This window comes from Desulfoluna sp. CLI2B (assembly GCF_056847375.1).
On the sequence record NZ_CP186557.1, the window covers coordinates 2,260,370 to 2,280,731 of the forward strand.

Annotated in this window: 15 protein-coding genes; 12 read left to right on the forward strand and 3 right to left on the reverse strand. The window is 61.1% G+C overall.

The window, feature by feature from the left end; genetic code table 11:
• The first annotated feature begins 112 nt into the window (after nucleotides 1-112).
• A complete protein-coding gene (locus ACOYW2_RS10835; RefSeq protein WP_482416312.1) occupies nucleotides 113-946 on the forward strand; it encodes a CvfB family protein in 834 nt (277 codons plus the stop codon).
• A gap of 831 nt (nucleotides 947-1,777) precedes the next feature.
• On the opposite strand, the gene ACOYW2_RS10840 is transcribed toward ACOYW2_RS10835, so the two are convergent.
• On the reverse strand, nucleotides 1,778-3,661 hold the full coding sequence (locus tag ACOYW2_RS10840; protein ID WP_482770403.1) for a sigma-54-dependent Fis family transcriptional regulator: 1,884 nt from the start codon (nucleotides 3,659-3,661) through the stop codon (nucleotides 1,778-1,780).
• Between the two features lie 410 nt (nucleotides 3,662-4,071).
• Here ACOYW2_RS10840 and ACOYW2_RS10845 point away from each other — a divergent pair, with 410 nt between their 5' ends.
• Genes ACOYW2_RS10845 through dctP form a run of 5 tightly spaced genes read left to right on the forward strand, consistent with a single transcriptional unit; the run spans nucleotide 4,072 to nucleotide 9,754 of the window.
• A complete protein-coding gene (locus tag ACOYW2_RS10845; RefSeq protein ID WP_482770404.1) occupies nucleotides 4,072-5,193 on the forward strand; it encodes an NAD(P)/FAD-dependent oxidoreductase in 1,122 nt (373 codons plus the stop codon).
• Entirely contained in the window at nucleotides 5,186-5,491 is a 306-nt protein-coding gene (locus ACOYW2_RS10850; RefSeq protein ID WP_482770405.1) for a (2Fe-2S)-binding protein, read from the forward strand. Before ACOYW2_RS10845 ends, ACOYW2_RS10850 begins: the two co-directional genes overlap by 8 nt.
• On the forward strand, nucleotides 5,488-6,909 hold the full coding sequence (locus ACOYW2_RS10855; RefSeq protein WP_482770406.1) for an FAD/NAD(P)-dependent oxidoreductase: 1,422 nt from the start codon (nucleotides 5,488-5,490) through the stop codon (nucleotides 6,907-6,909). Before ACOYW2_RS10850 ends, ACOYW2_RS10855 begins: the two co-directional genes overlap by 4 nt.
• A gap of 16 nt (nucleotides 6,910-6,925) precedes the next feature.
• Nucleotides 6,926-8,713 (forward strand): TRAP transporter large permease, encoded by a 1,788-nt coding sequence (locus ACOYW2_RS10860; RefSeq protein ID WP_482770407.1) that lies wholly within the window; start codon nucleotides 6,926-6,928, stop codon nucleotides 8,711-8,713.
• A gap of 42 nt (nucleotides 8,714-8,755) precedes the next feature.
• Nucleotides 8,756-9,754, forward strand: a complete 999-nt coding sequence (gene dctP, locus ACOYW2_RS10865) for a TRAP transporter substrate-binding protein DctP (protein WP_180145398.1) — start codon at nucleotides 8,756-8,758, stop codon at nucleotides 9,752-9,754.
• A 233-nt stretch (nucleotides 9,755-9,987) separates the two neighbouring features.
• On the opposite strand, the gene ACOYW2_RS10870 is transcribed toward dctP, so the two are convergent.
• Nucleotides 9,988-11,178: an MFS transporter gene (locus ACOYW2_RS10870; RefSeq protein WP_482770408.1), complete on the reverse strand. Its 1,191-nt coding sequence runs from the start codon at nucleotides 11,176-11,178 to the stop codon at nucleotides 9,988-9,990.
• 492 nt (nucleotides 11,179-11,670) lie between these two features.
• Between ACOYW2_RS10870 and ACOYW2_RS10875 the strand changes: the two genes are divergently transcribed.
• From ACOYW2_RS10875 to ACOYW2_RS10900, 6 genes are all read left to right on the forward strand, one after another.
• A complete protein-coding gene (locus ACOYW2_RS10875) occupies nucleotides 11,671-12,237 on the forward strand; it encodes a flavodoxin family protein (protein ID WP_482770409.1) in 567 nt (188 codons plus the stop codon).
• 450 nt (nucleotides 12,238-12,687) lie between these two features.
• Nucleotides 12,688-13,233: a YaeQ family protein gene (locus ACOYW2_RS10880; RefSeq protein ID WP_482770410.1), complete on the forward strand. Its 546-nt coding sequence runs from the start codon at nucleotides 12,688-12,690 to the stop codon at nucleotides 13,231-13,233.
• Nucleotides 13,234-13,339: 106 nt separating this feature from the next.
• Complete coding sequence (locus ACOYW2_RS10885) at nucleotides 13,340-13,954, forward strand: trimeric intracellular cation channel family protein (RefSeq protein WP_180145410.1); 615 nt, start codon at nucleotides 13,340-13,342, stop codon at nucleotides 13,952-13,954.
• Between the two features lie 345 nt (nucleotides 13,955-14,299).
• Nucleotides 14,300-16,501, forward strand: coding sequence for a PBP1A family penicillin-binding protein (locus ACOYW2_RS10890; protein WP_482770411.1), 2,202 nt, complete (start codon nucleotides 14,300-14,302; stop codon nucleotides 16,499-16,501).
• Between the two features lie 61 nt (nucleotides 16,502-16,562).
• The gene (locus ACOYW2_RS10895; protein ID WP_482770412.1) at nucleotides 16,563-17,006 is read left to right on the forward strand and encodes a tetratricopeptide repeat protein; all 444 of its coding nucleotides are present in this window, start codon (nucleotides 16,563-16,565) and stop codon (nucleotides 17,004-17,006) included.
• Entirely contained in the window at nucleotides 17,003-18,001 is a 999-nt protein-coding gene (locus tag ACOYW2_RS10900) for an aldo/keto reductase (protein ID WP_482770413.1), read from the forward strand. Before ACOYW2_RS10895 ends, ACOYW2_RS10900 begins: the two co-directional genes overlap by 4 nt.
• A gap of 819 nt (nucleotides 18,002-18,820) precedes the next feature.
• Here ACOYW2_RS10900 and ACOYW2_RS10905 read toward each other — a convergent pair.
• Nucleotides 18,821-20,320, reverse strand: a complete 1,500-nt coding sequence (locus tag ACOYW2_RS10905; RefSeq protein ID WP_482416298.1) for a tripartite tricarboxylate transporter permease — start codon at nucleotides 20,318-20,320, stop codon at nucleotides 18,821-18,823.
• Between the last annotated feature and the right edge of the window lie 42 nt (nucleotides 20,321-20,362).

The following is a 20,362-nucleotide window of genomic DNA, read 5'->3' on the forward strand; positions in this document are numbered from 1 at the left end:
ATTGCTGATATGTAACGGGGCGAATCGGCTGTGGAGCCGGTGTGAACCAAATAGAAAATCAACGCCGAAGGCCCTTATTCAGGGAATTACGGCTTTTGAAGGACGGCAGGATATGCTCAAGATCGGTCAGATGAACTCGCTCGTTGCCGAGCGTTACATGGAATTCGGCTTCTACCTCAACCCCCGGGAGGAGCAGGTGCTCCTTCCCAACAAATACGTACCCGAAGGCTTCAAGCTCGGGGACCGCATCGACGTCTTTGTCTACACCGACTCCGAAGACCGCCCCGTGGCCACCACCCTGAAGCCCAATGCCATGGTGGGGGAGTTTGCCGTCATGACGGTAAAGGACGTGAACCCCTTCGGCACCTTTTTCGACTGGGGCCTGGAAAAGGACCTCCTGGTGCCCCGAAGCGAGCAGCAGAAGCCCATGGCCGTGGGGGAAAAGTACGTGGTGTATGTGAGCCTGGATGAAGAGACCGGCAGGGTCTTCGGCTCCACGCGCCTGGGCCGCCACTGCGCAAAGGTCGCCACCGACCAGACAGTGGGCCAGGAGGTCTCCCTCCTCATCTACGGCATCACCAAGCTGAGCATCCAGGCGGTCATCGACGACACCTGCCTGGGCATCCTCTACCGCAATGAGGTGTTTAAAAAGGTGTCCATCGGAGAACGCCTCACCGGCTACGTCTCCCGCATCCGGGAAGACGGCAAGATCGACCTCACCCTGAAAAAACCGGGCTACCAGTCCATTGAAGGCTCTTCTGAGCGAGTGCTGGAAATCCTTAAAAAAGCCGGAGGCTTTGTGGCCTGCCACGACAAGAGCGCCCCGGAAGAGATCAAGGGCGTCTTTTCCATGAGCAAGAAAGAGTTCAAACGCACGGTGGGGGCGCTTTACAAAAAAGGGCTCATCGAACTGAGCGATACGGGGATTCGCCTGAAAGAGGTGTAAATCCCACGGAATGGGAGCGCCGCACTTCGGTGCGGCAGAGGCTCCGTCCCACGAAAAAAGCCGCACAGGAGTGCGGCGCTCCATATGACATCCCCAACCGCGGCTTTTTCATCCAGGCCCGCAGTGTCAAAAATACCCCGGAGAACCACACATCCTGGAGCGTCGCACTCCCGTGCGGCATACGCTTCGTCCCACCAAAAAAGCCGCACAAAAGTGCGGCGCTCCATATGACATCCCCAGCCGTGGCTATTTCATCCAGGCCCGCAGCGTCAAAAATACCCCGGAGAACCACACATCCTGGAGCGCCGCACTCCGTGCGGCATACGCTTCGACCCACGAAAAAAGCCGCACAGAAGTGCGGCGCTCCATATGACATCCCCAGCCATGGGTTTTTCATCCAGGCCCGCAGTGTCAAAAATACCCCGGAGAACCACACAGCGTGGAGCGCCGCACTCCGTGCGGCAGACGCTTCATCCCACAAAAAAGCCGCACAGGAGTGTGGCGCGCCATATGACATCCCCAACCGTGGCTTTTTCATCCAGGCCCGCAGTGTCAAAAATACCCCGGAGAACCACACATCCTGGAGCGCCGCACTCCGTGCGGCAGACGTTTCGCCCCACGAAAAAGCCGCACAGGAGTGCGGCGCTCCATGTGACATCCCCAGCCATGGGTCTTTCATCCAGGCCCGCAGCTTCAGAAATACCCCGGAGAGCCACACATCGTGGAGCGCCGCACTCCGTGCGGCAGGCGCTTCATCCCACGAAAAAAGCCGCACAGGAGTGCGGCGCCCCATGCCATCTTTTCAGGCACTTAGGCACCACACCTAAAGTATTACATCGCATACTGCTTCAGCTTCCGGTAAAGGGTCGCCCGAGAAATCCCCAGGATCTTGGCGGTGCGGGCCATGTTGCGGGAGGTCGCCTCCAGGGTGTCCTGGATCATCTTTCGGTTCATCTCCTCCAAGGTTCCGGCCTGGCTGGGCTGATCCGCCGGGGCAGGGGAGAGGCTCAGGTGCTCGGGCTTAAGCTCCCGGCCTTCGCAGAGGTGCAGGGCGCGCTGCATGCAGTTTTCCAGCTCACGGACGTTTCCCGGCCACGGGTGGGAACACAGAAGGTTTCGGGCCTCCTGGCTGAGCCCCGGGGGCTCCTCGGCGTTTTCCGACAGAAAGAGGGCCGACAGGGCAAGGATGTCCTCCGGCCCTCTTGTGTTCAGGGGCGGGATGGCAATGGGAAAGACGTTCAAGCGGTAGTAGAGGTCCTCCCGGAACCGGCCCTCCCGGATGGCTTCGAGAAGGTTCACGTGGGTGCTGGCGATGATGCGGGTGTTGATCTTCACGGGCTTGTCGGCGCCGATGCGGTAGACCTCCCCAGTCTGGAGCACCCGCAGGAGCTTCACCTGCATCTTGTGGGGCATGTCCCCGATCTCGTCCAGGAGGATGGTGCCGGTGTTGGCCAGCTCAAATTTTCCGGGTTTTCCCCCTTTGGAGGCGCCGGTAAAGGTCCCTTCCACGTACCCGAAGAGCTCGCTCTCCAGAAGGTTGGCGGGGATGGCCCCGCAGTTGATGGGCACAAAGGCGTTCTGGCTCCGGTCGCTCTGGTTGTGAATGGCCTGGGCAAAGAGCTCTTTGCCCGTGCCGGTTTCCCCCTGGAGCAGCACGGTGGTGTCCGATGTGGCGGCCCGCTTGGCAAGGTTCAGGGCCTCCACAAAGGGAGGGCAGGAGCCCACCAGGCTGTCGAAGGTGAAGTGGGCCCGGGTCCCTGCGATGGTGTCGGCCAGTTTGTAGATCTCCTTGACCTCGGAAAAGGTGATGAGGGCCCCCAGGCGCTCTCCCTCCGGGGACATCACCAGCTGAACGGTGTGGATGAGGGTCAGGGTCTGGTTCTGGATCTTGAGGCGGCTCTCCTTGTTCACCCAGGACTCGGGGCGGGTCTGCACATCGTCCAGGTCGATCTTCAAGCCCTTTAGGGCTGTGATGGGCTGGCCCGCCAGGTTGTCCATCTTGAGGATCTCGGCTCCCCGCCGGTTGACCCGCCAGATCTGGTTCTCACTGTTGATGATGATAAGCCCGGTGCGGGAGGTGTCGATGACCTGGTCCAGGAACCGCACGTTCAGGGCCAACTCTTTGTTGCGCCGAAGAACCCGGAGCTGCTGCTCGGCGGCCCGGGCCGCAGTGGTGACCATGTAGAGGGTGTGGGGATGGGCTTTGGTGGAGGGACCGGACACGGCAATGACGCCGAGGAGTGTTCCCTTCTTCCCGAACACCGGGGCTGTGGAGCTGGTCAGGCCGTGGGCCTGGCGGCAGTAGTGCTCATCCCCGATGAGCTGAATGGGGCTCCCCAGCTTCAGGCACAGGGCGATGGCTGTTGTGCCCACGTCTTTTTCCGTCCACCGGTACCCGGGGATGCAGTTTCGCTTGGCCGCGCTCTCAATGAGATTGCTGCTGCCCTCGATATGGAGGATATAGCCCTCGGAGTCCACGGCGGCGATGACAAACTCGTTGGGTGACAGGAAGTTGTAAAACTCCTCGAACTGCGGCAGCAGCACATCCAGAAGCTCGCTGTTCTCATTGCGTTTCGCCTTGAGCTCGGAAGGGGAGAGCAGGGTCTGTTTGGTGTTGCGCAGGATGGGATTGATCCCCCGCGCTGCTGAGCGCCGGTGTGACAACGCGATCTGTCGGCGCATCTCATCGACGCCGAGAATCTGTCCTTGTTTCATGGGCCTCCGGGTTTCTGTCTGGGGTCATCGGTCACAGGGAGTCTCATTTTGACACATGTCGCATTTTGAATCAAACCTTTCCTCTCTCTTTAAAAACAAGCCCTTTACGCGGCCTTTCCTTCGGTGCTTTCTCAAAATGAAACAGTTTGCCTGCTTCCTCCCGGGGGCGTGGGCAGCACGGCCACCGGGCTTTTTGCCACAAAAATACCTTGATACCAAATCAATAAAGCGAGTTGCACTCAATACCTGATCCCGTGGTTTAACCCGTTGGTACACCCTTTGCTTTGTTTACCGGGTAACTCAATTTCCCATTCACACAACAACGTAGGGGGGCAATCCTTTATGAAGACACCACGCTTCCTTCCCCACAACGGTGTGCCGCCCAGGGCCTTCCACCCGGGAGGTGCCTTGTGAAAACCGTTGATATTCTCGTCATCGGCGGCGGACTCTCCGGTGCGGCCACGGCCCTGGGCCTCATGCGCCGTGCCGCAGGCAGGGTCGTGCTTCTGGACGAACAGCTTCCCAGCCAGCGCCTCTCCAGAGGCAACTTCGGCCTCACCTGGTTCATGTGCAAAGGCACCGGCAACCCCGAATATGCCCGGTGGTGCCGCATGGCCGCACGCCAGTGGCCTGAGTTTGCAGCCCAGCTCAAAGAAGAGTCCGGCTACGACGTGGAACTCGAATGGACAGGGGGCGCGGTCCACGCCTTTGGCGAAGACGAGCTCCAGGGCTATGCCGATTCCGTTGCCAGCCTCACCGACACCTGCGCCGAAGCCGGGCTCGATTACCCGGTACGCATCCTCAACCGCGACGAATTTGCGGACATCGTGCCGGAGATGACCCTGGGTGACGAAGTCTCAGGGGCCATGTACACCAAAGAGCAGGGCCACGTGAACCCTTTGAAGCTCCTGGCAGCCATGCGGGGCGCCTTTCAGCGAAAGGGCGGGGAATACCGGGCCGCCGAAAGCGCCCGTGCCGTGGTCCCCCTTAAAAACGGCACGGTAAAAGTGACGACCAGCCGGGGCGACTATCTGTGCGGCAAGGTGGTCATCGCCGCAGGACACGGCTCCTCCGGCCTGGTGACCCCCCTGGGCGAAAAACTCGCCATTTACCCCCAGCGCGGCCAGCTCATGGTTACGGAGCGGCACACGCGCCTGCTCCGGGTGCCCCTGCTCAGCGTCCGCCAGACCGTGGACGGCACCTTCATGATCGGCCTCTCCTCGGAGGATACGGCCCTGGACACCCGGGTCACCCCCGAGGCCATGCAGTCCCAGGCAAAAAACGCCATCCGGCTCTTTCCCATGCTGGGCAAGCTCAACTGGGTCCGCTCCTGGGGTGCCATCCGGGTCATGACGCCGGACGGGGCTCCCATCTACAGCCGCATCCCCGGCCATGAAAACATCACGGTCCTGGCCCTGCACAGCGCCGTCTCCCTGGCCCCCCTGCAGGCCAGCGACATTGCCACGTGGATCCTGGACGAGGGCGAAAACGATATCATCTCTCACTTCAGCAACGGACGCTTTCATGTTTAAACTCGACAAAAAAAAGACGCACCAAACCGTGTCGGTGACCCTGGACGGGCGAGCCGTGACACTGCCCGCCGGGGTGAGCGTGGCTGCGGGTCTTCTGGGCATTGGTGAGATCCTCTCCCGCACCTCGCCGTCGTCCGGCAGGCCGTGTTCTCCCCATTGCCTCATGGGGGTCTGCTTTGAATGCCTCATGGAGATTGACGGGGTCAACCGCCAGGCCTGCATGACCGAGGTCCGGGAGGGCATGGTGATCCGTCGCCACCTTCAGGACACAGACGACGAAAAAGGAGGCCGCCCATGAGCCGACACGTGGATGTCATCGTCATCGGTGCCGGACCGGCCGGGCTTGCCGCCAGCGCAGCCCTTGCCGAGATGGGCCTCGATGTCCTTACACTGGACGAACAGCATCGGGTGGGAGGACAGATCTACCGTAACGTGGAAGAGGCGCCCAAGGCGGCCCACGCCCTCTTCGGGCCGGACTACACCCGGGGCCTCGATCTCACCCAACGATTCAGGAAAAGCGGCGCCCGCTACGAGCCGGGTGCCTGTGTGTGGCAGGCCGAATCCGACGGCACGGTCTGCTATTCCCAGAACGGCGTCTCCCGGCGCGTGGTGGCCAACTACATCGTGGCTGCCACCGGGGCCATGGAGCGGCCCATGCCCATCCCGGGCTGGACTCTCCCGGGCGTCATGGGGGCAGGGGCGGCCAACAACCTGGCCAAGGAGGCGGGGCTGACTCCGTCGGGGCGTGTGGTCCTTGCGGGCAGCGGGCCTCTGCTGCTTCTGGAGGCCTCCCTGCTGGTGAAAAAAGGGGTGAACATCGCCGCCGTACTGGAGACCACCCCGGCGGTGCCGTCTATCCGGGCCTTGCCCCGGGCTCCCCAGGCCCTGCTGAGGGCCGACTTTCTCCTGAAAGGGGCCTTTATGCTCCGGGAGATCAAACGCTCGGGCGTGCCCCACTACAAAGGGGTTACCGGGATCCGCGCCCTGGGCGAGGAGGCCGTGGAGTCGGTGGAGGCCACCTGCGGCGAGAAAAAGCTGCATTTGAAGGCCGACATGCTCCTGCTCCATTTCGGGGTGATCCCCAACACCCATATCTTTCGGCAGATGGGGTGCCGCATGGCCTGGCACGCCGGGCAGCGCTGCTGGATTCCCGCCTGTGATCCCTGGGGACGCACCAACTTTGAAAACGTTTTTGCCGCCGGCGACGGCGCCGGGGTCTCCGGGGCTCCGGCAGCCCGGTACAAAGGGGAGCTTGCCGCCCTGGAGGTTGCCCGATGCCTGGGCATCCTCTCCGAAGAGGAGCGCAATGCCCGGGCCCTGCCTCTCCGCAAGGCCCTGATGCACGATGCCTGGCCCCGCCCCTTCATTGACGCCCTGTACGCACCCAGGCCCGGCCAGTTCCTTTTTACCGACGACACCGTCCTCTGTCGGTGCGAGAATGTTACCGTGGGCGACGTGCACAAGGTGGTGAAAGAGGGCGTACGGGACCTTAACGAGATAAAGATCATCACCCGCTGCGGCATGGGCCCCTGCCAGGGGCGTATGTGCGGACCGGCCCTGGCCGAGGTGGTGGGAGCGGCCCTGGGGGTCTCCCCGCATCGCACCGGACAGCTTTCGGTACGTCCTCCGCTGAAACCGATCCCCTTAGAGGAGATCGCCGCCATGGACCTCAGCTCAGGCCCCGACGGAGGCAACTGGTTGCTGGACAAGAAATAACGAGAAGGAGTGTGGAATGGAAAAACTTTTCAAGTACACGCTGACCGCCCTGATCACCATTGTCGCCGCCCTTGAGTTCTACCAGGTGGTCATGCGCTACGTCCTGGAGCTCCCGGTCATGGGGCTGGACGAGATCCTCGTGTATCCCACCTTGTGGCTCTACTTTTTAGGCAGCGTCAACGCAAGCCGGGAAGACACCCAGATCAAGGCCAACGTCCTGGACATCTTTCTTAACAGCCAGCGGTCCCGGCTGGTCGTTCGGGTCATCGCGGACCTCATGTCCCTGGTGGTCTCCATCTGGCTCACCTACTGGGCCTGGGACTACTTCCTCTACGCCCGAAGGGTATGGAAGGAGAGCCCCACCCTGTACATCCCCACGTTCTGGGCCGAATGCGCCTTTTTCCTCGGCATGGGTCTCATGACCCTCTACACCGCCTGGCACCTCGTGAAAAACACCCGGGGAGGCCGATACCCCTTGTTGAAACGCAAGGAGGCTCGCATGGAAATCGTAACTGTCTCGTTCATCGCCTTAGGACTCCTTGTCCTCATGCTGAGCTTTGGCGTGCCCCTGCCGTTTTGTTTCGGCGGTGCCCTCATGACCATGGTGGGCCTGGGCGGAGCCACCATGAAAGGCACCATGGTGTGGGGATTCAGCCAGCTGGCCAACCCCGTGCTCCTCTGCATTCCGCTTTTTGTCTTTGCCGGGACCCTCATGAGTGAAAGCGGCATCGCGGCAAGCCTCCTGCGTTTTGTCAACGTCTTCGTGGGACGCATCCGGGGCGGCCTGGGCGTTGTGGCCACGGTGAGCTGCGCCATCATCGGGGCCATCTCCGGCAGCGGGCTTACGGGCGTGGCCGCCACAGGCCCCATCCTCATCCCGGAGATGGACTCCAAGGGCTACCCCAGGGGCTATGCCACGGCCCTGGTGGCCAACTCGTCCATCTTAGGGCTCCTGATCCCACCCAGCGTCACCATGATCATCTACGGGTGGGTCACGGACACCTCCATCCTCGCCTGTTTCCTGGCCACCATGGGGCCGGGCCTGCTCATCACCTTTCTCTTCTCCGTGGTAAACATGGTCCTCTCCCGGAAGTTCCCCCTGGTGCTGGACCCGCCCAAGCCCGTGGAAGAGACCGTCCGCCAGGGCGTGAGCCTCACCTCCAAGGCCATTCCGGCCCTGGTGATGCCCCTCATCATCCTGGGCGGCATCTACGGGGGCATCATGACCCCCACGGAGGCAGCGGCCGTGGCCGTGATCTACGCACTTCCCGTGGGGTTCCTCGTCTACCGGGGCCTCACCTTCGACACTTTCTTCAAGGCCGCCAAGAACTCGGCCACCTCCGTGGGCGCCATCATGGTCATGATCGTCTTCAGCCTGATGCTCAGCCAGATCTTCGTCATGGAAGACGTGCCCCAGGCCCTGGTGGACGGCATCTTTACGGTGACCCAGAACAAGGTCCTGCTGCTTATCCTCATCAACTTTCTTCTGTTCTTCGTGGGGATGATCGTCAACGACATCACCGCCATCATTCTGCTGGCGCCCCTGCTTTTGCCCCTCATGGGCGCCATCGGTGTCAGCCCGGTGCAGTTCGCGGCCATCATGGGCGTCAACACGGCCATGGGCGGAGTGACCCCGCCCTACGCCAGCATCCTCTACCTCGGGATGCGCATCGGCAAAGTGGAGTTTTCCGAAGTGATCAAACCGGCGATGATCCTCATCATCTTCGGGTACGTTCCCGTGGTCTTTCTGACCTCGTTATGGCCGAAACTATCCCTTTTCATCCCGGGACTGTTCGGCTACTAAAGTTATGATTTTGGCAAGAAACAACGTAGGAGGAGTGACACAATGACCAAGACGTTAAGGTACAGCCTCATGGCACTGGCAGGGTGTTTTGTGTTGATGATCGGCGGAGCCGAGGCACGCACCTGGAAGATTTCCCATGTCCGTCCCCAGGGCACGGCCATCGACAACGACTTACGGTGGTTCTCCGACAGCATCAAGGAGGCCACCGGCAAAAAGATCCGTACCAAGGTCTACCCGGCCAGCGCCCTGGGCGATTACACCGTGGTCCAGGAGAGGGTGAGCCTGGGTGCCGTGGACATGGCCTGTCAGCCCCCGTCATCTGCCGCGGACAAGCGGTTCCAGCTGCCTTATTTTCCGTACATGGTGAAGAACTGGGACCAGGCCCGGAAAAACTACTCCCCGGGCGCTCCCTTGCGCGGCACCGTGGAAACGCTGTACGCAGAGCAGGGCATCAAGCTGCTGGCCGCCTGGCCTGTCTACTTCGGCGGCATCGCCCTGAACACCGCCCCCGTGGCCCAGGGCGACCCGGACGCTGCCAAAGGGATCAAGCTCCGCGTCCCCCCCATGAAAACCTTCCAGCTCATGGCTGACACCACCGGCTACCTGGGCACGCCCATTCCCTTTTCCGATGCCTTCACCGCCGTGCAGACCGGTGTGGTGGACGGGGTCATCGGCTCCGGAGCCGAAGGCTACTACGCCTCCTTCAGGGACGTGACCAAGTACTACATCCCGGCCAACACCCACTTTGAGGTGTGGTACTTCATCATGAACCAGGAGCTCTACGACACCCTCTCTCCCGAGCTGCAGGCTAAGCTGTCCAAGGTGGCCGCCGAATTTGAAACCCGCCGCTGGAACGCCGCCGAAGAGGACCAGAAGGCCAATGAAAAGCGCCTGGCAGACAGCGGCGCCCAGATTGTTCCCATCAGCGAGTCTGAAATCGCCGCCATCGCCAAAAAGATCCAGAGCCAGGTGTGGCCCGTGGTCCTGAAAGACGTGGGCGAAGCCTGGGGCCAGGGCGTTTTGGATGCCATCATCAAATAACCCGATCCCCACCGGGATCCACGTCACATAAAAAAAGCCCCGGGCAAATGCCCGGGGCTTTTTTGGTTCACGAATGCTCCCGGCCTTCGCCGCTAAGCGCATAGTCCCTCGTTCCCAGGCTCCGCCTGGGAATGCTGTTTTTGGAGGCTCCGCCTCCATGTTCAATATAGCGAGTCCCTGTCGTCATGCCCGTATGCTCCCGAAGCGCAAGGACAATGAGCTTTCGAGGTGGCTCACCTCGCCGCCGGAGGCAATTTTTTAAGAAAGGGCAGGGCACCCAGGGCAAAGAGGGTCATGACGCCCACGGCGGCAAAGCCGTAGCCGAAGTGGCCTCGGTCTCCGCACCAGCCCAGGAGGGTGGGGATGATGCCCAGGGCCACAAAAATGGCCACGGGCATGGTGAGGGAGAGCACCAGGGACTGCTCTTTGACGCCGAAGACTTCCGTCACGGACTTGAAGACCGCCGGGAACATAAGGGCGGGCATGGAAGCCTGCACCATGATGGAGACGCTCAGGCCGGACCCATCCAGAAAACCCATCCCCGCAAGGGAAAGGGCACTGCCCAGGATGGTGGCGATGAGGATCAGCGGGATCCGTACCCGATCGGCCAGCCAGCCCCCGGCAAGGGCCATGAGGGGTGTCACCAGGCGGGAGGTGGAGAGCAGGTGGTTGGCTGCCGACGGGCTCATGCCCTTTTCGCTGACCAAAAACAGGGGCGTGAGGCTGTAGGGGCCGGACTCCAGGCCCACGCCCAGGCCGATGAGGACCATGATGGCCCAGAAGGCGGGCCTTTTCACCATGAGGGGCAGCGTCTGGGTATCGGGGGCGGTGCCAAGCTCGTCGCCGCCGCGGCCGAACTTCAGGAAGAGGGCGCTCCCTAAAAAACAGGCCGCCCCCATGGCCATGAGGATGCCCCGCCAGTCCACCACGCCCAGGGCTGCCTCCACGGCCACCGGAGCCACGATAAAGGCGATATTGGGGGCCAGCTCATGGATAGCGATGGCGCGGCCCCAGAAGCGGCCGTCGGCCACCGAGGCCAGGGTGGCCATGCCGCTGGGAAGGTAGAGCCCGGAGCCCACCCCAAAAATAAAAAAGGCAAGACGTGCCGTCATCAGACCCGGGGCCTTGGCCAGGAGCACCAGGGAGATCCCCAGGGTGATGATGGCCATGACCAGGACGTTTCTATGACGGATTTTGCTGGAGACGATCCCTGCAAGGGCCAGGGCCGAGCCGAACCCTAAGGAGAGAAAGAACATGAGCCCTGCGGTTTCCGCGTGTGACGCGGCAAAAGCTCCCTCCATGGGCACCAGAAGCGGGGAGAGGATACTTCGGGCAAAAAAGCTCAGGAAATACATGGCGGTGATGATGAAAATCCAGGGCAGGGTGCTCCTGAATCCAACAGCGGCGGTGTGACTTCGGGGCATGGGTAAATCCGTCCAACTCAAAAAGATGACAAGGGGCCGAAAACCAGGGAAGGATTCGGCATAAAGCCTTGGCTTACAGGGTTTCCAAAAGGATGTAAAGCATGATGCTCCGCGTGACTTCACAAGCAACAGCATGACAGCAGTCAAAGACGGCCGTTTTCCCGCGGGCCCTGTAATTATCCCTGCTGGATTTTTTTCCACTGCTGAAACAAGACCAGCGATCGCTTCCTGAATCACCACCTTGGCTGGAGCGCCGCACTCCTGTGCGGCACGGGTATTTTGAAGGTAACGGCCAAACGATAACCAAGGTCAAAACGTCATTTCAAACGAACAATTAAGGTTTGTTCAATGTGTTGAACGGTTGGATCCCGGGGAGGCATAAGCTGAATAGTGACAACAGACCGTTATTGGGGGCAGGCCCCCTGCTTGCAGCAATAAATCATTATGAACGTCATAATTACAACGTGTTATAAAAAATCATTGAGGTGTTAAATGAAAATTTTGACCTTGCTTGGCAGCGCGCGGAAAAAAGGCAACACAGCCTGTGTCCTGGGATGGGTGGAAGACGAACTCAAGGCCCTGGGCCATGAGGTGGAGCGTGTGGACCTCGGAAACAAGAACATCAGAGGGTGCCTGGGGTGCGCAAAATGCAAGGAGGACACCACCTCCATTGCCTGCGTGCAGAAGGACGATGCCGAAGGGATCCTTGAAAAGATGATCGCCGCAGACGTCACCCTGTTTACCTCCCCTGCCTACTTCTGGGGATTCACCGCCCAGGTCAAGTCCCTCATGGACCGAAGCTGGAGCCTGGTGACCGGATACCACACCCCGGAGCACGCCTCCCTTGTGGCGGGCAAGGGCCAGGCCCTCCTCGTCACCGGTGGCGGTCAGTACGACAACAACGTGGAACCCCTGTTTACCGCCTTCGGACGGCTCCGTGCCTTCTACAAGGCTGAGGATGCGGGGGACCTGTTCATCGGCGGCTGCGGTATGGACGGCCAGATGCCCGAGGACGCCAAAGAGCGCGCCCTGGCCTTTGCCCGTGCCATGGTGAAGTAGAGCTGAAAAGAAGGCCTTCCAAGGTTAAAGTCGGGAGCAAAAGCAAGCCTCCGGCGGCGAGGTGAGCCACCTCGAAAGCTGATGGCTTCTACGAGCGATACGACAAGCCCTGACGGGTTAGGATCCGTTATCGTGACCCGTGGATTATCAGCTTTAACCGGGCTGCTTTCGGCCGGAAGGTGTGCCACCTTGAAAGCACAGTCGCCCTTGATTTAGATTCTCTTGAATGTATTTCCTGAAACCTCTTTGCCCTCGCTCCCAGGCTCTGCCTGGGAACGAAAAAAATAATTTTTGATATGTTCGCACCCGTGCGTCGTTTTGCTCGCCCTTCAAGGTGATCAAAACGACGCACGGGTGCATTTAGGAAAGTTTTTTGCGGAGCTTTTTTTCAAAAAAGCGACCCGCCGGAGGCTTTTTTGAAGCTGATTACCAGAAACACAGGATACGACGTTGGCCCTTAAAGCGACCATTTACAAAGCCGAACTTCAGGTCAGTGACCTGGACCGGCACCATTACGAGACCTATGCCCTCACCGTGGCAAAACACCCCTCTGAAACCGCCGAACGGATGATGAGCCGCCTCATGGCCTTTGCCCTTTATGCGGACGAGGGCCTGGCCTTTACCCGCGGGCTCAGCACGGACAGCGAGCCCGAACTCTGGAAGATGAGCCCCCAGGGGGATATCGACCTCTGGGTCGAGCTGGGCCAGCCCGATGAAAAGAGGATCCGCAAAGCCTGCGCAAAGGCAGGGGAGGTGGTGATTGTGGGGTACGGAGAGCACAAGACCGAGCCCTGGTGGCAGAAGAACCGCGAGGCCCTGGGCCGCTGCAACAACCTCACCGTGATTCACCTTCCCATCCCCCAGGAGACGGACTTCGAGGCCATGGTCCGGCGCACCATGACCCTCCAGGCCACCATCGACGACGGCACCCTCTGGTTCACGGCCGGAGAGGCCACCCTCCATGTCCAGCCGACGGTCTTGAAACCGCCAGCCTGACGGTTTTCAGTATTTTTTAATTCATCCATTGACACATCCCGCAGTTTCATGTTTATCTCCTGCGTTTTTTGGAAATTGATCAGCGTTTGAAAGGAGTAAACGTCGCATGATCCTGCATCATCTCTACATACTGGGCATTACCGTGGAGGCCATCACCGGGGCCTTGAAAGCAGGCACAAAAAAAATGGATGTATTCGGGGTGATTATCATCGCCTGCGCCACGGCCATCGGCGGTGGAAACATCCGGGACGTCCTTTTGGGAAACCATCCCATCTCCTGGGTGGGGCATCCGGAGTACATCGTCATCACCACCTGCGCGGCGCTGATCACCATCCTGCTGTCCCCCTTCATGAAGTATTTTCACCGGGTTTTTCTGGTACTTGACGCCCTGGGGCTGGTGACCTTCACCATCATCGGGGTCCGCATGACCCTGGCCCTGGGCCACGGGTTCATCGTGGCCTCCATCATGGGGGTGATCACAGGGGTCTCCGGGGGCGTAATCCGCGATGTCCTGTGTCGGGACATTCCCCTGGTCTTCCAGAAAGAGGTCTACGCCGGGGTCTCCATTGTCTCGGCCTGGCTCTTCCTCTTCCTCCAGGCCCGCGGCCTGCCTGAACTCTCGGTGCTCCTCATCACCCTGGGCACGGGATTTTCCCTCCGGCTCCTGGCGATTTACTACAATCTGGAAATCCCGAAATTCAATTACACCCCCATGGACTGAGGTCTTTGTTACCGGGCCGGGGAAACTCGGCCCTGTTCATTCGTCCAAGCTTCGATTATGATACCTGCATTCAAGAACGGGTCTTGAACCGTCACGCGGCCGGAAATAACCTCAACGCCGGGTGTTACGGCCGGTGCAGGGATTGCCTGTGCGGCAGGTTCAAGCCCACCGTCTCCCGTACGGGGCCGGGCCCCTGAGGGCCTTGCCGTCTCTGCGGGTGTTCCTTCATGACTCAGGCTTGGTTGTATGATTCTCTGGATAAAAAGACTGATCAAGATCGCCCTGGTGGCTGGTATTTCAGGGTTTTTGATCGCTTCACTTTATTGTTGGCATTTGACGGGTCGGGTGGAAAAGCGGTTCTCCGGAAGGCGATGGCAGATTCCCTCGGTCATCTACTCGGACACCACCCTGCTTTACCCCGGCCGAAAGATCCACTGGCCCTCCCTCCGCGAAAAACTCATCGGCATCGGCTACCGCGAATCCTCGGGTGCCCCCGCCAGCAAGGGGTATTACCGCCCCACGGACGACGGCCTCGAAATCTACCTCAACGATCTCACCCTGCCGGGCAAGGTACGCTACGGGTTTCCGGCGGTCCTCACCTTTAAGAAGGGGACCATTCACTCCATGGCCCGCAGGGACTCGGGCCAGGATCTCCCCATCCTGGAGCTGGAGCCCGAAGTGCTCATGCGCTACTTCGGCAAGGAGAGAGAAATCCGCCAGGTGGTGCCCATCGACGAGATCCCCGCAAGCCTCCAGCATGCGGTGATGGCAGCGGAAGACGCCCGGTTCTATACCCACTACGGCGTGGACCCCCGGGGCATCCTGCGGGCTGTCTACACCAACCTCAAGCACGGCTCCATCCGCCAGGGCGGGTCCACCCTGACCCAGCAGCTGGCCAAGAACTATTTTCTCACCCCGGAGCGCACCTTCACCCGCAAGCTCAACGAGCTCTTCATCTCCTTTGCCATCGAACTCAAGTACGACAAGGAGGAGATCCTCGGCATCTATCTGAACGAGATCTACTTCGGACAGAAGGGGTCTGCCTCGGTGAACGGGGCAGGGGAGGCGGCACGGTTCTACTTCAACAAGCGGGTGCAGGATCTCTCCCTGGCTGAATCCGCAACCATCGCAGGGCTCATCAAAGGGCCCAACCTCTACTCTCCCTACAAGGACCTGGAGCGAAGCCGCAAGCGACGCAACGTGGTGCTCTCCTCCATGCAGAAAAACGGCTGGATCACCGAAGAGGAGCGTGACGCTGCCTCGGCCGAGCCCATCACCGTGGCAGGGTACGAGGCCTACAGCCAGAAAGCACCGTACTTCCTCGACTATGTGTCGTCCCAGCTCCGGGAGCTTTACCCGGCCACCAGCCTCACCAGCCTGGGTTTCTCCATTTACACCACCCTGGACACCCAGGTGCAGAAGGCGGCAGAGCGAGCCCTGAAGCGTGGCCTCGAACGTTTGGAAAACAACAACCCCAAGCTCCGGCGCAACGACCCCGCCAAGCGGCTCCAGGGCGCCGTGGTGGTGATCCAGCCCCGCACGGGCAACATCCTGGCCATGGTGGGCGGGCGCAATTACAGAATCAGCCAGTTCAACCGCGCCACCCGCGCCAGACGGCAGTCCGGGAGCTGCTTTAAGCCTGTGGTGGCCTCGGTGCTTCTGGACAAGTTCACACCTGCGGACCTGCTCTCCAACGAAAAAACCGACTACGAGGTGGACGGCAAGATCTGGACCCCGAAAAACTTCAGCGAAGAGCCGGAAAAACAGCTCTCGGTGCGGGATATGCTGCGCAAGTCCAGCAACCGGGCTGCTGTGGACATGCTGATGCGCGGCGGCCTGGAGCATGCCGTGGACAGGCTGGAGGCCTTTCACTTTTCCACCCCCGTGGCCCCCTGGCCCTCCATGGTGCTGGGCGCCTCGGAGGTTGTTCCCATGGATCTGGCCCGGGCCTACGCCGTGTTCGCCTCAGACGGCATCCAGCCGTTTCCCCTGTCCCTCAAAGACGTGGTGGATGAAAGAGACGAGCTTCTGGTGGGACGCCACATGCAGATCGACTCGGTCCTCTCCCCGGGGGAGGCCTTCCTCATCACCTCCATGCTGGAAGGGGCCGCCAAGAGCGGAACCGGGCGCTCCCTGGCGCGTTACGGCATCGATTTTCCCGTGGCTGCCAAGACCGGCACCACCAACAACTACCGGGACGCCTGGTTCGTGGGCTACACCCCCGATCTCCTGGCCCTGGTCTGGGTGGGGTTTGACAACAACGACCCCATTTATGCCACCGGCGCCACCGCGGCCCTGCCCATCTGGGCGGAGCTGGTGTCGGCTTTGCCCGGGTATATCTCGGGCAACGGCTTTGTCCCGCCCCCGGACGTGGTGAAACTCAAGGTGTGCCGGGAGAGCGGCAAGCGAGCCGCCGGGCTCAAGTGCCCCGACGTTTATGAAGAATACTTCCTAGATTCCAACACCCCGGACGAGACCTGCCCCATCCACGGCAAGGCCTCCCTGTGGGAGCGCATGGGCAGGGGAGTCAAAGGGCTTTTCAAGTGATCGTAAGGCGGAATAGACCCACCGCACAATTCTTTAACCAACGCATGAAAGAGATGGTTCCATGTCATTGAATGCAAGAACGTTTTTTCTGGTATTTCTTCTTGCCGTTATCGGGTCCGGCTGTGCCACGCTTCCGGGAGGAACCCCGGACGGATCCCTGCCGGCACCGGAGCTCATTGCCCCGCCGGACAAAAGCCGGGGGTACAGCGATTCCCGGACCATGGCCTCCCACAGCCTCACGGCCAAAGGCTACGAGCGCCTTGAAAAAGGAGACGTGGACGGCGCATTGAGGCTCCTGGAAAAGGCCGTGGGCATCAACCCGTCGGACGGTCCCGGCTACTACTATCTGGCCGAAGCCTGGATGGCAAAGGGGAACTACGGTCAGGCCGAGCGGTTCAACAAGCTGGCGGAGATCTACCTGAGGCGGGATCGCTACTGGGCTGACCAGGCCAGGGACCAGAAGAGGCGCATCAACGAAAAACAATCGGGAGATCAGCCATCATGAAACTGAGGCCGTTGGGGAACACAGGCTGCCTTGTCTCGCCCATGGGGCTGGGCATGGCGGCTCTGGGGCGGCCCGGGTACATCAACCTGGGCCATGGCGCAGACCTTGAGGGCCGCACCGACGTGGCGAACATGGAAGCCAACGCCCACGCCGTGCTGGACGCGGCTTGGGAGCACGGCATCCGGTATATGGATGCGGCGCGTTCCTACGGCAAGGCCGAACTCTTTTTAAGTTCCTGGCTTGCCACACGCAAGATCCCGTCAGGCGGCACCGCCGTGGGCTCCAAGTGGGGCTACCGCTACACCGCGGACTGGCAGGTCACCGCAGACCACCACGAGATCAAGGAGCACACCCTGGACCACTTCTCGTCCCAGTGGGGGGAGACGCAGGCCCTATTAGGCTCCCACCTCGACCTCTATCAGATCCATTCCGCCACCCTGGAGAGCGGGGTCCTCACCGACACCCGACTCCTGGCCCGCCTTTTTGAAGTCAAGCAGACACAAGGGCTGCTTATGGGGCTCTCCTTGAGCGGCCCCATGCAGGCCCAGACCCTTGATGCCGCCCGTGCCGTCACCTTCGACGGCGTGCCCCTCTTTGACGCGGTGCAGGCCACCTGCAACCTCCTGGAGCCATCGGCCCAGACCGCCCTTGCCGAGGCAGCCGACGCGGGCATGGGGATCATCATCAAAGAGGCCCTGGCCAACGGCAGGCTCACCGGGCGCAACACCCACCCGGATTTTGCCCCCATAAGCAAGGTACTCGCTGCTCAGGCTGAGCGCCTCTCCTGCACCATGGACGCCCTGGCCATGGCCTGGGTCTTCGCCAAACCGTGGGCCCACGTGGTCCTGAGCGGCGCATCCACCACCGAACACCTCGCCTCCAACCTCACCGCCCTTGACGTGGCCTGGGACGCAGAAGCCGAAGAAGCCCTTTCTCCCTTGGCCGAGTCCCCGGAGGCGTATTGGGCTTTTCGGAAAAGCCTGGCTTGGAATTGATTTTTTTCCTGGGGGCGGTCTATGCGTCGCCCCTGACGGAATACGGACCTCCGGTCCACCTCGAAAACCCATCTATATCCGCACCTTGAACGTTTTACGGTGCGCACGGCGCACCCTACAATTCACCGACCGGTTTCGCAGGCTGTGGGGTGCGGCCCCCGCAACGCCCGGCGTAACGCGGCCAGTCGGCCTCTGAAAGCCCCTACATATCGATACGACAACTCGGTGCGCACGGCGCACCCTACGATTCATCGACCGGCTTCGCAGGCTGTCGGGTGCGGCTCCCGCACTGCCCGGCGTAACGCGGACCACCGGCCTACTTCATAAATCCCTACATATCGACACCTTGACCGCTTTTCGGTGCGCACGGCGCACCCTACGATTCACCGACCGGTTTCGCAGGCTGTAGGGTGCGGCCCCCGCACCGCCCGACGTAACGCGAACCACCGGCCTCTCTCAAAACCCGTTCCATATCAACATCTTGAGCGCCTTTCGACACACACCGCACACCCGACAATTCATCGACCGGTTTCGCAGGCTGTAGGGTGCGGCCCCCGCACCGCCTGGCGTAACGCGAACCACCGGCCTCTCTCAAAACCCGATCCATATCAACATCTTGAGCGCCTTTCGACACACACAGCACACCCGACAATTCACCGACCAATTTCACGGGTGGCACCGCCCGACGTAACGCGCCCCATCGCCCCACCTCAAAAACCGTCCAAAAAAAATGCCGCAGCCCATTGCCCCTCATTTTCCGGGGCAACGCGCTGCGGCATATATTATTTCATGGCGGCCATGGGCCACCGGATGTTTCGTTTAAACCGGTTGCAGGGTGTCTGCTTCTTTTTTCTCCCGATGCCGCTTCACGGCCTGGTAGGCGGGGGGAACCAGCAGCAGGATGATGAGGACCCAGAGGGCCATGGCCTGAGGCCGGTTAAAGAAGATGCGGTAGTCCCCGTGGCCCATGATGAGGGCCTGGGCAAAGCCGCTCTCGGCGATGGGGCCGAGGATGAGGCCCAGGATGAGGGCGCCCAGGGAGAACCCGGTCTTGTGGAGCACCACAGCCACGATACCGCAGCCCAGGGCTACGTAGATATCGAAGATGCTGTTGTTCATGGCGTAGGAGCCCAGGACCGAGAAAAGACAGACCACGGGGATAAGAAGCCCGGTGGGGGTCAGGGAGATCCTGGCAAAGTGGGGTGCCATGAGCAGGCCCATGATCAGGAAGACCACGTTGGCCAGAAAGAGGGAGAGGATAAAGGCGTAGGTCATGACCCCGTACTTGGTGAACAGCTCCGGCCCGGGAATGAGACCGTGGACCAGCAACCCGCCCAAAAGGGCTGCGGCAACGCTGTTTCCGGGGATGCCCAGGGTGAGGGTGGGGATAAGGGAGCCGCCCACGCACCCGTTGTTGCCTGCCTCGGCAGCGGCGATGCCCTCGGGGTTGCCCTTGCCGAAGAGCTCTTTTTTCTCGGAGCGCTGGCGGGCCACGTTGTACGAGAGAAAGGCGGCGATGGTGGCCCCTTCGCCGGGGAGGATCCCCACGATGGTACCCACCAGGGAGCCGGTGCCGATGTACTTGCCCAGGCCTTTGGGCATGGGCTCTCTCTTGATCTTGGTGATGACGCTGGTATCGGCCACGATGCTCCCGGAGCCGGTGAGTTCCAGCATCTGGGAGATGGAGAAGAGGCCGATGAGGGCGGGCATGAAGGCGATGCCGTCGAAGAGGTCCGGGTTGTTCATGGTGTAGCGCAGCATCCCGGACATGGGATCGGTGCCCACCACGGCCAGGATCAGCCCGATGAGCCCGGAGATCAGCGCCTTGACCAGGCTGCTCTCGTCGTCGGCCATGGAGACGATGCCCGCCAGGCCCACCAGGGCCAGCAGAAAATACTCAGGGGGCCCGAAGCTCAAGGCAAACTTGGCAAGGATGGGCGCCACAAGCAGCAGCACAAAGGCGGAGAAGGTTCCCCCCACAAAGCTTGAGATCACCGACACCTTCAGGGCAAGGCCCCCTTTGCCCTTCTGGGTCATGGGGTAGCCTTCCATGGCCGTGGCGACAGCCGCCGGGGTACCGGGTGTCCGCAGCAGGATGGCGGGGATGGAGCCGCCGTACATGGCACCGCAGTAGACCCCGCCCATGAGGAGCAGGCCCGTGAGGGGCTCCAGGGCAAAGGTGACGGGGATAAGAAGGGCCACGGCCATGGTGGCGGTGAGCCCGGGCATGCCTCCCACCAGCACCCCGGAGACGGTTCCGATGAAAACCGCCAGAAGGGAGTAGGGGTTTGTGAGGGCAGTTAACGATTCAACGATCATAAGTGATGTCCTTTGTAGGGCCTCCGTGTGATCCGGTCTGTG